The sequence below is a fragment of the Streptomyces odonnellii genome (genome assembly GCF_000981895.1).
In the GTDB taxonomy this organism is placed as follows: Bacteria; Actinomycetota; Actinomycetes; order Streptomycetales; family Streptomycetaceae; genus Streptomyces; species Streptomyces odonnellii.
In genome coordinates this window covers 1-12,332 of sequence record NZ_LATD01000186.1, presented here as the reverse complement: position 1 = coordinate 12,332, position 12,332 = coordinate 1, and the positions used below count along the sequence as shown (strand labels likewise).

Here is a 12,332-nt window from a genome sequence, read left to right as displayed (position 1 = left end):
GAACGTCGGGACGTACGAGACGAGCTCGAAGCAACGCGCAGGTTGCCGCAGCCGAGTTCCAACTTCCCGATCAGAATGCGGCCCTGAGCAGGCAGGAGGGTCACCCTCCTGCCGGTTTCCCTCTGCAGCCCCTCAGTCGAGACAGAACTCGTTGCCCTCGATGTCCTGCATCACGAGGCACGACTCGTTGTAGCCATCGGCACGCAGTAGTTCCACGCGTACCGCGCCGAGCGCGATCAGCCGTGCGCATTCGGCCTCGAGTGCGGCGACGCGCTCTTCACCCACGAGCCCGGTGGCGACCCGCACGTCGAGATGCAGCCGATTCTTGACGACTTTGCCTTCGGGAACGCGCTGGAAGAACAGCCGCGGGCCCACACCTGAGGGATCAACGCATGCGAACGCCGCACCCTGACGCTCAGCCGGCAGCGAGCGATCGTAATCGTCCCAGGTAGCAAACCCCTCCGGTGGCGGCGGTACGACGTAACCCAACACCTCGCACCAGAAACGAGCAACACGCTCAGGCTTTGCGCAGTCGAAGGTGACTTGGACCTGCTTGATCGACACCATTGGCCCATTGTAGAGGCGGGACCTTACGTCACCTCCACGGGCCCGACCCTGGCTGGTGGCGCGCGATCAGCGGGATCTGGACATCAAGGGCTTGCCATCGGTCGGTGACCAGACACACCACACATTCCCGTCCGCCCGGCGGTAGGCGGCGCGGCCGTTGTGCTCGCCGTCCCGTTCAAAGTGATATCGGAGCCCGTCGACGCGGCGTACGAAGATGAAGGACGAAAGTGCCGTCATGGCCACGGCACTGTAGTGGCACAGCGGTGCTGGTGGCTGAGGAGTTCCGGGCGTGACCAGATGTACCGCGCAGCTCGCGGGCGAAGCGGGCCGGAGGTGATCGTTGGGCAGCGTGCTGCGTTGAGCTCAGTCCAGCGGACCGTCGTCCCGCCCTGTCAAGGATCAAGGCAGACTGCGCACATGGGTGACAGCGTCAACACCAATCGCCGCAGGCTCGGCCTGACTTGGGTGAACCATGGGCGGCCCGCTGATCGTCGTTCCTGTGTCCATGCTGCACCAGTGGAGCGGCTGCACAGAGGACGGCATCATCGTCGGTGGCACCGACCAACCGGACGATTACGACCGGGCCTGCGCCGTCGACGAGTACGCCGAAGTGATCAGCCTGGGGGATGCCGGGAGCGCGTCCGTGCTGGTGCTGGGAGACGGACCAGCCACGACCTGCTACCTGCCCGAACACAGGGCCTTCGTGCGGTGCGTCCGCGCCGAATCCGAAGCCGAACTGGTCGCCGCAGCCGCTGCCGTCCTGGGCGATGAGGCGACGCCGTGGGAGGAGGAGTGCGGGATCTGGGAGACCGACGGCCCGGCGGTTCTGATGGACTCGGCCGAGGCCGGCGAAGACCTAGGGCCTCTCGTTTGGATCTTGCTGGGCTCGCGGGCCCCGGCACCGCGCCTCGCGGCGTTGTCGTCAGTCGCCTACTCCCCCACAGCCTTAAGGGCGTGGGAGGTACCCCCTCCGCGTGGGCTCCCTCCTCCGCCTTGCGATCCACGCCACCAACGCAGACATCAGCCGCTCCCGCGGCGGGCGCTCCCTGATCCAGCCAGATCCAAACGAAAGACCCTAGGCGTGCCCTACCCGGACGGCAGGGGTCAGCCGGAGGAAGCCCCGGTGCCCGTGCCCGCGGGACGGTGGAGAGTCCGCGTGTTTTACGAGAAAGGCGTGTCCCCATCGGCCGGCGTGGTCCAACTCCTGCCAGCAGGGGTCCAGCTCCTGCCAACCGCCGGTACTTGATATCCCGTGCGGCGACCCGCGAGGTCTGCCGCGTCGGCGTCCGGCGAGTCAGCCCGCAGCCGTGTTGTAGTTGACGATTCGCTCCACCATGAGAGCGACCGCACCGGTCAGTGGGCTGTCCGCTCCTTTGCTCACCACGTCAGGTAGACGGTGTGCCTCTTCCTCGGTGACTGCCACCATGCCCCAGAACGCGTTGAAGCCCGAAGGATCCGCCGGCTTGTCGGTGGCCGCCCCGACTGTCACCACGCCGCTCTCCTCGGCCACGGCCAGCGCGCCCATCTGTTGCAGTGTGTCGGGGTCTCGCTCTTCGGCGGCCACTACGCTCCAACCCGCCACGTCCAGTTGTCGCACTGCGGCGAGAAGACTGCCGACACTGCCCGTACCACTGACAACGATGTCAGGCAGGACAAGGGCCACCGGTCCCCGCGTTATCGGCAGGGCGGACCGGATCGCCCCGTCGAGCCCCGGTTCGAACGACTCGTCCTGGTAAACGAAGACAATCTGGAAGGTCTCGGCGTAGCGCGCGAGATAACTCACCGTGTCCAGCTTATGGGTCCTGAATACGACGACCAGGCGCACGTTGAGTCCGCTCTTGGCCAGTTCGACGACGCCCTCCAGGCTGCGGTCCAGCACTGTGACCCCGGGAGCCAGACAGTGCAGCTCCTTCGAGTACGGCGCCCCGAAACGCGTGCCGAATCCGGCGCAGGGCAAAATGACCGAAACATCAGGGACGGGCACGGACGAACTATGCATTGAGTGGCCCTCAGATTGTGTTGACGATCGGGAACCTTGCACGTTTTGCCGGGTACGGGCGGCCCAGGGCCGACGCCGTACCGTCGGCCTGAAAAGCACGTCGGCGCTCACCGTAGCCACCCGGGACGGCTCCACGCGAGAGGGAGCGTTGATCGACGAGACCGTCAGTGGGGCCGGGCACCTGTCCCGCGTCGGCTGCTTCCAACTCCGGTACTGCGGAGCTTACTTGCATATCCGCCTGGACGAGGGCAAAGCGCGCACGGGCCCGACACCTCGGTGTTCTGGGACCACCGCCGCGTTCGGTACCACGCGACGTACACTGCTGCCGCACTCCGCTACGGCCGACACATCGCCGTCAACGAGGACCGCTCGAAGCCTGGGCGGGCACGGGCCGAAACGTATGCGAAGCCAGAACGAAAGAGGACGCGGAATGCGGGTGCTGTTGTCCACATACGGGACGCGTGGTGATGTCGAACCGCTGGTGGCACTCGCGGTGCGGCTGCAAGCGCTCGGCGTGGAGGTGCGGATGTGCGCCCCGCCGGACGAGGAGTTCGCGGAGAAGCTGGCGGGTATCGGAATACAACTGGTGCCGGTCGGGCCACCGGTGCGGGAGTTGATGCGCGGGACGACTCTGCCGTCGGCGGCGGATCTGTCCCGGTACCGGACCGAGATGGTCGACACACAATTCGACGTCTTCCCTGCGGCGGCAGACGGATGTGACGCGCTGGTGGCGGCCGGCCTGGCGCAGATCGCCGCGCGGTCCGTGGCCGAGGCCGCGGGCATCCGCTACGTGTACGCGAGCTATTCAGCGGTCAATCTGCCGTCACCACACCATGCGCCACCGCCACGGCCGGGCTGGGCGGAGCCGGAGCCGGAGATGAACGACAACCGGGCGTTGTGGGCGCTGGACGCCCACAACGTGAACGCGCAATTCAGTGAGACGCTCAACGGTCACCGGGCATCGATCGGTCTGCCGCCCGTGGACAACGTCCGCGACCATGTCTTCACCGACCAGCCGTGGCTGGCGGCGGACCCGGTCCTGGGACCGTGGCGGGAGACCCCGGGCCTCGACGTGATACAGACGGGTGCGTGGACCCTGGCGGACGAACGCCCGCTCCCGGCCGAGTTGCTGACGTTCCTGGACGCGGGCGCGCCGCCGGTCTACGTGGGCTTCGGCAGCATGCGCCCGTCGCCGGACATCGCCCGCAAGGCCATCGAGGCGATCCGCGCGCAAGGTCACCGCGTACTCGTCTCCCGCGGCTGGGCGGACCTGGACCTGATCGACGACCGGGACGACTGCTTCGCCATCGGTGAGGTCAACCAACAGCGTCTGTTCGGCAGGGTGGCCGCCGTGGTGCACCACGGCGGTGCGGGTACGACGCTGACGGCCGCCCGGGCGGGCGTGCCGCACGTGGTGGTGGCTCTCCGGCTGGCGGACAACCCGTACTGGGCCGGCCGGGTGGCGGACCTGGGCATCGGCGCGGCACTCGATGACCCGGCTCCGACCGTCGAGTCCCTGGGCGTCGCGTTCAAGACGGCCCTGGCGCCTGAGACCCGGGCGCGGGCGAAGGCTCTGGGCACCGAGATCCGCACCGACGGGGCGGCGGTGGCCGCGAGCATGCTGTTCGACGCCCTCCGGTGAACGAGGACGCCCCGGGCGCCCCGTAGGGACCGCCTCGACGGCCCGCCGGCCGGTACGCCACCGACCGGCGGGCCCGCGTCGGTTGTCGCGCGGGGTACCTGTGCCGAACCAGGTGCTGAGGGCCTCGACACGTGCGCCGTTGTCGGGGGAGGCGTTCGGCGTGGCGGCCCGGGCGAGGACACCGCCGAGGCGGCACGGATAGCCTGCGCGAATGAAGCGAGTGCAGCGGGCGGCCGGCGCGGTCATCGGCTCCGCGGTGGGGGACGCCCTGGGTGGCCCCTTCGAGTTCGGCGCCCCGGGCGCGTTCTCCGCGCGGTTTCCCGTGCCTGGTGCCGGTGGCGAGATGAGCGGAGGCGGCGGCTGGGACCCGGGCGAGGCCACCGACGACACGCAGATGGCCGTCCTGGTCGCGGAATCCCTGCTGGATCGGGGCGGACTCGATCTGCCGGACATCTTCGCCCGCTTCCAGCGGTGGGCGGCATCGGAACCCAAGGACATCGGCTTGCAGACCGAAGACGTCCTGACCAACGGCATGCCCTGGGACCTCGCCGCCGCGATCCATTTCCAGGTCAACCGGCGAGCCGCCGGCAACGGCTCCTTGATGCGGGCATCGACATCCGCGGTCCACTTCGCTTCCGCCGGCCAGGAAGCCACCATGGACGCGGCCCGCCGCATCGCCGCCCTCACCCACGGCGACCGCGCGGCCTGGGAAGGCACCGCGATCTTCCACGAACTCATCCGTGTCACATTGGAGGGCACCGACCCCCTCACCGCGCTCCCGGACATCCTGGCTCTTGTCCATCCCGACCACCGCGGGCGCTACGCCACGGTCCTCGCGCCCGACTGGCACCCCGATCAGGCGACCGAGTTCAACGGTGCCGTCTGGCCCTGTCTGGGGTCCGCCGTCTGGGCCGTGCGTACCACCACCGGCTTCGAAGACGCGATACGCGCGGCGATCGACCTCGGCGGTGACACAGACACCGTCGCCGCAGTGACCGGAGGCCTCGCGGGGGCGTACTACGGGCTGGACGCGATCCCCGCCCGCTGGACCCAGCCGCTCCATGTCCCCCTCCCAGGGTTCGGCGGACGGGTGCTGCGCTCGGCGGATCTGCTCCGCCTCGCGCACCGCCTCGGAGGCTGAACCGGGCCGCGCGGTCGGTGTGCCTGGTTGAACGCGGCGATGGCGAGCGATCCCGAACTGACGCAGCTCATCCGGACCAGTGTCCATCAGTTCGACCTCCGCTCCCCCTTGAAACGCATCCTCCAGCGCGCCACCCTGCGCGGCCAACGACGCCCGCCTCGGCGGTGTCCACGTAGTCGGTGTTGACGCCGACGACCGACTTGCCGCTCGCCGCGTGGGGCACGTGGGGGGGGGTCGCGCCGCGAACCGCGTTCGGGCCGGCCGGCGAAGTCCGGAGCGCGGTGTCTCTCGGCAGGCTCGGGCCCTGTGTCTCGGTGGTCCCGGCGGGTGTCTCACGGTGGTGGCCGTGATGTGGCCCGGGCGGCTGCGTCGGCACCATCGGGGCGGGAGGTCTGACATGGGTTTTCGGATCAGCAAGGAGTTTCATTTCTCCGCGAGCCACCGGCTCGACGGGCTGCCCGAGGAGCATCCCTGCGGGCGGCTGCACGGGCACAACTATGTGGTGGAGCTGGAGCTTTCGGCGGCCGGGGACGGGCTGGACGAGATCGGTTTCGTACGGGACTACGGCGACCTCGGCGACTTCAAGAAGTGGCTGGACAGCGATGTCGACCACCGGCATCTCAATGAGGTGCTGGAGGGGGTCAATCCGACCGCGGAGCATCTCTCGCGGTGGCTGTACGAGCGGTGGGTGTCCCGGTATCCGGAGCTGAGCGGGGTACGGATCAGCGAGACGGCCAAGACCTGGGCGGAGTACCGCCCGTGACCGCCGCCGGGGAAGGCGCGGCGAACGGGGGTGATGCCGTCGTGGAGTCGAAGCTCGTGGTCAACGAGATCTTCGGCCCCACCTGAGGACCGTCCAGGGAGAGGGCCCCTCCGCGGGTGAGCGCTGCGCGTTCGTTCGTCTGGGCGGCTGCAATCTGTCGTGCCGGTGGTGCGACACCCCGTACACCTGGGACTGGACCGGTGTCGGCGACACGGGCCGGGCGTATGTGCCCCACGAGGAGCTGCACCCCATGCCCTGGCAGGAGGTGTACGAACGGCTGCGGGCGTACGAGGTGCCGCTGATGGTGGTCTCCGGCGGCGAGCCGCTGAGCCAGCAGACGCGGCTGCTCCCGCTGTTGCGCGCGCTGACCGCCGCCGGCCACCGGATCGAGATCGAGAGCAACGGAACGGTCGTGCCCCGGCCCGAACTCGCCGCCACCGGGGTGCGGTTCAATGTCTCGCCCAAGCTGTCCCACTCGGGCGACCGGGAGGAGCGCAGGCTCGTTCCCGAGGCGCTGGCGGCGCTGGCCGCCCTGCCCGGCACCGCGTTCAAATTCGTCTGCCGCACCACCGCCGACCTCGACGAGGTGGCCGCCATCGTCGAGCGCCACGGCACCACCCCGGTCTGGATCATGCCCGAGGGCCGGACGCCCGACGAGGTGTCGCGGCATCTCGTGGCGCTCGGCGACGACGTCATCGCCCGGGGCTGGAACCTGACGACCCGAATGCATGTCGCCCTCTGGGGCGACAGGAGAGGCGTATGAGGTGACATTTACGGCAGTCGATGTGCTCCAGGAGGAGCCCGCGGACGGTCGCGATCCGCTGGAGGACGTGGCCCGGCGTCTGCTGATCGAGATCGGGGAGGACCCGGACAGGGACGGGCTGAAGGACACTCCGGCCCGGTTCGCGCGCTGGTGGCGGGAGTTCAGCGGCTACGACCCGGGGAAGGTCGGCACGCTCTTCCCGCTGCACACCGACGGCCAGACCGTCCTGGTGTCGGACATCCAGCTCTGGTCGCTCTGCGAACACCACCTGCTGCCGTTCTCGTGCTCGGTGACCATCGCGTACCGGCCGCGCGGGGAGGTCCTGGGCCTGTCGAAGTTCGCGAGGATCGCGCACCGGCACGCGCACCGGCTCCAGGTGCAGGAGCGCCTGGTGCGTGACATCGCGGACGAGATCACCGAGGTGACCGGTTCGGAGGACGTGGCCGTGCTGGCGCGGGGCGAGCACCTGTGCATGAGCATGCGCGGGATCCGTACCCCGGCCCTGATGACGTCCTCGGTGTTCAACGGTGTCTTCGAGGAGCACGGCCCGGCCCGCCAGGAGGTCGTGGCCATGGTCCTCCCGAGGAGCCTGTGAACCGGGCCGCCCCCGCCGGGCCGCCCGGTCCCAACACCCGCCACGACCAAGGAGTTCGGCATGGCCGTACCTGAGATCCGTACGGGACTCAGCCTGGACGACGTCCTGCTGGTGCCGCAGCGCACCTCGGTGGTGAGCCGCTCGGCGACCCGCCTGGACACCACGCTCGGCGGTGACGTCGCGCTGGGCATTCCCGTACTGTCCGCCAACACCCCCTGGTGCACGGGGGCCCGGATGGCCGAGGCGATGGCGCGCCTCGGCGGCCTCGGGGTCGTGCACCGTATGCAGACCGCCGAGGACCAGGCCGCCGAGATAGCGGCGGTGAAGGCCGCGCCCGTGGCCACCGGCACCCTCGGGCGGAGTCCGGCGCTCGACGCGGAGGGACGGCTGCGTGTGGCCGCCGCGGTCGGGGTCGTCGACGACTACCGGGAACGCGCCGAACTACTGGTCGCGGCAGGCGCGGACGTCCTTGTCACCGATGTGGCGCACGGCCACGCGGACTATGTGATCAAGGTGGTGGAGGAGCTGCGCGCCCGCTTCCCCCGTACCACCCTGATCGCCGGCAATGTGGCGACGGCCGCCGGAACCCGGGATCTGATCGACGCGGGCGCCGACGTGGTCAAGGTGGGCATCGGCCCCGGCGGCATCTGCACCACCCGGCTGGTGGCGGGCAGCGGGGTGCCGCAGCTCACCGCCGTGCTCGACTGCGCCGAGGAGGCCGTACGGAGCGGGATCCCGGTGATCGCCGACGGCGGCATCAAGGCACCCGGCGATCTGGTCAAGGCGCTCGCGGCCGGGGCCCATGCCGTCATGCTGGGCAGCGCCCTGGCCGGTGCCGACGAGAGCGAGGCGAAGCTGGTCGAGCACGAGGGGCGCAAGGCCAAGGTCAGTACGGGCTTTGTCACCTTCGGCATGCGGCTGACCCTGAAGCGGGCCCGCGGCGAGGAGGTCAGCCGCGAGGAACTGGACGAGTACACCCCGGAGGGCGTCGAGGCGACCTTCGCGTACAGCGGGAGCCTCGCGGCCACCCTGCGTCCGTTCCTCGGGGGCCTGCGCTCGGGCATGAGCTACTCCGGCGCGCACGATCTGGCCGCGCTGCGGGAGCGCGCGGAGTTCGTCCGGGTCACCCCGGCCGGGCTGGCCGAGAGCCGGCCGCATGCCCTGGGGCGTGCCGAGCAGGTGCCGCTCGACTACGCGGCGGCGGTCAAATGACAACACCGGTGGACACCGGCCGGTACGGCAGTGAGCGGATGCGGGCGCTGTTCACCGACCCGGCGCGCTACGGCCTGTTCGTGCGGGTCGAGGGCGCGCTGGCGGAGGTCCAGGGCCGGCACGGGGTGATCCCGGCGGAGGCGGCCCGGCATATCGCGCTGCGGGCCCGGGAGTATGTGCCCGATCTGGCCGCCGTCGCGCGTTCCGAGCGTACGAGCGGTCATGAACTCTTCTCCGTGGTGCAGGTGTTCGCCGAGTCCTGCGGACCGTACGGCAGATATGTGCACTTCGGCGCCACCAGCAGCGACATCCTCGACACCGCACTGGCTCTTCAGACGGACGGCGCGATCGGGCTGCTGCGGGAGCGGCTGACCGGGCTGCTGGCCGCCCTGCGGGACCGGATCGGCGCGGACGGCGAGCGGCTGATGATCGGCCGTACGCACGGCCAGCACGCGCAGCCGATCACCTTCGGCTTCAAACTGGCGGTGTTCCTCGACCAGTTGACGCGCTGTGTGGTCCGGCTGGACGAGCTGCGGGCCCGTGCCGTGATGGGCAAGGTGGCCGGGGCGGTGGGCACCCTCGCCGGGCTCGGACCGCTCGGGCCGCGGGTGCAGCGCGAGGTGCTGGAGCTGCTCGGGCTGCCCGAGCCGGAGATCAGCGCGCAGGCGGTGGCCAGGGACCGGATCGCGGAGTTCGTCTGCTGGGCCGCGCTCACCGCCGCGTGTCTGGAGAATCTGGCCACCGAGATCCGCAACCTCCAGCGCACCGAGATCGGCGAGGTCGCGGAGTCGTTCGCCGAGGGCGGCCAGATCGGCAGCTCGGCCATGCCCCACAAGCGCAACCCGGTCCGCTGCGAACGGGTCTGCAGTCTGGCCCGGCTGCTGCGGTCCCTGGTCGGGCCCGCCCTGGAGAACGTGGTGACCTGGCATGAGCGCGATCTCGTCAACTCCGCGAACGAGCGTTTCACCCTGCCGCAGACGGGCGTGCTGCTCGACGAGATGCTGACGGTGGCGACGGCGGTGGTCGGCGATCTGCGGGTGCGTCCCGACCGGATGGACGCCAACCTCGCCCTGTCCCGCAACGCGTTCTTCAGCGAGGCGGTGCTGCTGACCCTGATCGAGCGCGGTACGGAACGGCTGGCCGGCTACCGGACGTTGCAGCGCGCCAGCGCCGACGCCGCGGCCGCCGGCCGGGACCTGCTGGAGGTACTGGCGGACGACCCGGCGGTCACCGCCCTGATACCGGCCGCCGAACTGGCGGAACTGGCCAAGACCGCGCCGGACGCCGGTGCGAGCGAGTCCCTCGCCCGGGAGACCGTACGGCGGGCGGAACGGGTGCTGGCCGCCGTCCCGGCGGCGGAAGGAGCGCGATGACGGACACCACAGGCAAGAGAGACACGCGGGCCACGATCGTGGTCGGCGGGCAGTGGGGCGACGAGGCCAAGGGCAAGATCTCCAGTTATCTCGCCCTGCGCGACGATCCCGCCGTGGCGGTACGGGCCGGCCTCGGCCCGGGCGCGGGACACACGGTGGTCCACGAGGGGCGCACCCTGCGGCTGCGCCAGGTACCGAGCGCGATCGTCAATCCGCGCACCCGGCTGCTGCTCGGCGCCGGCGTGCTGATCCGCCCGGAGGTGCTGCTGCGGGAGATCGAGGAGAACGGCGTGGCCGGCCGGATCGGGGTCGACTACCGCGCCACCGTGATCGACCCCGCCCACCTCGCCGCCGAACAGGCCGACGCCGGGCTGCGCGACAAGGTGCGCAGCACCGGCAGCGGGCACGGCCCGGCGCTGGCAGGACGGGCCATGCGCGCGGCCCGCCGCGCCGAGGACATCCCCGAGCTGGCGCCCTATCTCACCGACGCTGCGGAGGAGGCGAACCGGGCCGTCGACGCGGGCGACGGGGTCGTGGTCGAGGGGACCAACGGCTTCGGCCTGTCCGTGCTGTTCGGCACGTATCCGTACACCGTCGGCAAGGACTCGACCGCCAGTACGGCCGCCGCCGACGCCGGTCTCGGGCCGCTCGCCGTCGACGAGGTCGTCCTGGTACTGCGGGCCCATCCGACCCGGGTCGGCGCCGGGCCCTTCCCCACCGAGATCGACGAGAGGGAGGCGGAACGGCTCGGGGTGGTGGAGTACGGGACGGTGACCGGGCGGCGCCGCCGGGTGGGCGGCTTCGACATGGCGCAGGCACGGGAGGCGGTACGGATCAACCGGCCGTCCAGGATCGCGCTGACCTTCCTGGACCAGGTGGACCCGGCGGTCCTCGGACAGGACGGCGGCGAACTCCCGGACGCCGCGAGGGAGTTCGTCAAACACATCGAGGAAGGACTGGAACGTCCCGTGGATCTCATCGGCACCGGCCCCGGCAGTGGGCATGTCATCGACCGCTGGGTCCGCACGGGAGGTGCCAGGTGAACGCGGTTCCGGTATGGCGGCGCGAGAAGCTGCTCACCATCGGATGGGCCGAGGCCGGCCGGATGCTCGACGGCCTCGCCCGGGACATACGGGCCGACGGCTTCGCGCCGACGGTCATCGCGGGCATCGCCCGGGGCGGGCTGCCGCCCGCAGTCGCGCTGTCGAACCTGCTGGGTGTGACCGACTTCCGGATCCTCGGCATTCCCCGCAACAGCTCCAACTCCCGCTACAGCGAGCGCGGTGAGGCGGTGCTCGACTACGTGGTGCCGGAGCGGCCGCTGACCGGCGAGCGGGTGCTGATCGTCGACGACATCATGGGCGACGGCGGGACCATGGCCCTGGCCGAGAAGACCGTACGCGGGCTGGGCGCGGCCGGCGTGCGCTCGGCGGTCGTGGTCCGCAACATCGGCTCGCGCGGCCGTCCGGACTTCCTGGCCGTGGAGGTGGACGACTGGACGGTCTTCCCGTGGGAGCTGCCTCCCGGCGCCGAGGAAACGGCCGATGTCCTCGAAGGACCCCGGTGACGGCCCCCGTCACCGTCGTCCTGGACCGCGACGGCACCCTGCTGGACTTCTACGAGATGTTCCACCGCTTCATCCTCGATCTGCACGACGAGGCCCGGGCGCAGCCGCCGCCCCGCGCGGAGATCCTGGGCTATCCGTACTGGACCTCGATCACCAGCGGCTCCCTGAGCATCGGGAAGGTACGGGTGCTGGACCGCGTGGACGACGTCGTACGGCGCTACATGCCGCACGGGTCGCTGTACGAGGGGGCCGTGCCGGCCCTGGGCGCGCTGCGGGCGGCCGGGGTGCGGCTGGCGCTGGTCAGTTCGTGGGTCGGTACGGAGCAGACGCGTGAGCTGCTGCGGGCGCACGGCGTGGAGGACTGTTTCGGGCAGGTCATGACCCGGGACGACCTGCCCGGCTCGGACACCGGTCTGTCGGACGCGGAGGCCAAGGTGGTGCTGGCCCGCCGGGCTCTCGACCGTCTCGGGCACCGGCCCGCGGAGCGGCTGTTCGTGGTCGGGGACACGCCGGCCGACATCACGCTCGGCCGCCGGCTGGACGCGGTCGTGGTCGGTGTCCGTACGGGAAACGGCGGCATGCTGCCGTCGGCTCCGCCGGACGGACCGGATGTGCTGCTAGCGTCGGTCGCCGGCCTCGCCGAACTGGTCCTCACCGCAGCGGAGGAGTCTCAATGACGAAGTCAAGCCGCCTGCGTGACCGGCGGAGCG

Annotated in this window: 13 protein-coding genes; 11 read left to right on the top strand and 2 right to left on the bottom strand. The window is 70.6% G+C overall.

What is annotated here, in order from left to right; all coding sequences use genetic code 11:
* Window positions 1-132: 132 nt before the first annotated feature.
* Entirely contained in the window at window positions 133-567 is a 435-nt protein-coding gene (locus tag WH07_RS18220; protein ID WP_046501100.1) for a VOC family protein, read from the bottom strand.
* Window positions 568-1,039: 472 nt separating this feature from the next.
* On the opposite strand from WH07_RS18220, the gene WH07_RS36300 reads away from it, so the two are divergent.
* Window positions 1,040-1,813 (top strand): Imm21 family immunity protein, encoded by a 774-nt coding sequence (locus WH07_RS36300; RefSeq protein ID WP_052744456.1) that lies wholly within the window; start codon window positions 1,040-1,042, stop codon window positions 1,811-1,813.
* Window positions 1,814-1,861: 48 nt separating this feature from the next.
* Here WH07_RS36300 and WH07_RS18210 read toward each other — a convergent pair whose 3' ends face one another.
* Window positions 1,862-2,551 (bottom strand): glycosyltransferase family protein, encoded by a 690-nt coding sequence (locus WH07_RS18210; protein ID WP_106409610.1) that lies wholly within the window; start codon window positions 2,549-2,551, stop codon window positions 1,862-1,864.
* Window positions 2,552-2,996: 445 nt separating this feature from the next.
* Here WH07_RS18210 and WH07_RS18205 point away from each other — a divergent pair, with 445 nt between their 5' ends.
* The 10 genes from WH07_RS18205 (at window position 2,997) to WH07_RS18160 (ending at window position 12,299) form a co-directional block, all read left to right on the top strand.
* Window positions 2,997-4,208 (top strand): glycosyltransferase, encoded by a 1,212-nt coding sequence (locus WH07_RS18205; protein WP_046501096.1) that lies wholly within the window; start codon window positions 2,997-2,999, stop codon window positions 4,206-4,208.
* Between the two features lie 211 nt (window positions 4,209-4,419).
* Window positions 4,420-5,349 (top strand): ADP-ribosylglycohydrolase family protein, encoded by a 930-nt coding sequence (locus WH07_RS18200; protein ID WP_046501095.1) that lies wholly within the window; start codon window positions 4,420-4,422, stop codon window positions 5,347-5,349.
* A 397-nt stretch (window positions 5,350-5,746) separates the two neighbouring features.
* Window positions 5,747-6,112, top strand: coding sequence for a 6-pyruvoyl trahydropterin synthase family protein (locus WH07_RS18195; RefSeq protein ID WP_046501093.1), 366 nt, complete (start codon window positions 5,747-5,749; stop codon window positions 6,110-6,112).
* A gap of 82 nt (window positions 6,113-6,194) precedes the next feature.
* Window positions 6,195-6,875 carry a 7-carboxy-7-deazaguanine synthase QueE gene (locus tag WH07_RS18190; RefSeq protein WP_079023328.1) on the top strand — a complete coding sequence of 227 codons (681 nt, stop codon included), beginning with the start codon at window positions 6,195-6,197 and terminating at the stop codon, window positions 6,873-6,875.
* A gap of 1 nt (window position 6,876) precedes the next feature.
* Window positions 6,877-7,470 (top strand): GTP cyclohydrolase I, encoded by a 594-nt coding sequence (folE, locus tag WH07_RS18185; protein ID WP_046501092.1) that lies wholly within the window; start codon window positions 6,877-6,879, stop codon window positions 7,468-7,470.
* Window positions 7,471-7,530: 60 nt separating this feature from the next.
* Window positions 7,531-8,682: an IMP dehydrogenase gene (gene guaB, locus WH07_RS18180; RefSeq protein WP_046501091.1), complete on the top strand. Its 1,152-nt coding sequence runs from the start codon at window positions 7,531-7,533 to the stop codon at window positions 8,680-8,682.
* Window positions 8,679-10,055, top strand: coding sequence for an adenylosuccinate lyase (gene purB, locus WH07_RS18175; RefSeq protein ID WP_046501089.1), 1,377 nt, complete (start codon window positions 8,679-8,681; stop codon window positions 10,053-10,055). The genes guaB and purB overlap by 4 nt, the downstream gene beginning before the upstream one ends.
* Entirely contained in the window at window positions 10,052-11,098 is a 1,047-nt protein-coding gene (locus WH07_RS18170) for an adenylosuccinate synthetase (RefSeq protein WP_046501088.1), read from the top strand. Before purB ends, WH07_RS18170 begins: the two co-directional genes overlap by 4 nt.
* Entirely contained in the window at window positions 11,095-11,622 is a 528-nt protein-coding gene (locus tag WH07_RS18165) for a phosphoribosyltransferase (protein ID WP_052744454.1), read from the top strand. The genes WH07_RS18170 and WH07_RS18165 overlap by 4 nt, the downstream gene beginning before the upstream one ends.
* Window positions 11,619-12,299 (top strand): HAD family hydrolase, encoded by a 681-nt coding sequence (locus WH07_RS18160; RefSeq protein WP_052744453.1) that lies wholly within the window; start codon window positions 11,619-11,621, stop codon window positions 12,297-12,299. Before WH07_RS18165 ends, WH07_RS18160 begins: the two co-directional genes overlap by 4 nt.
* Window positions 12,300-12,332 lie beyond the last annotated feature (33 nt).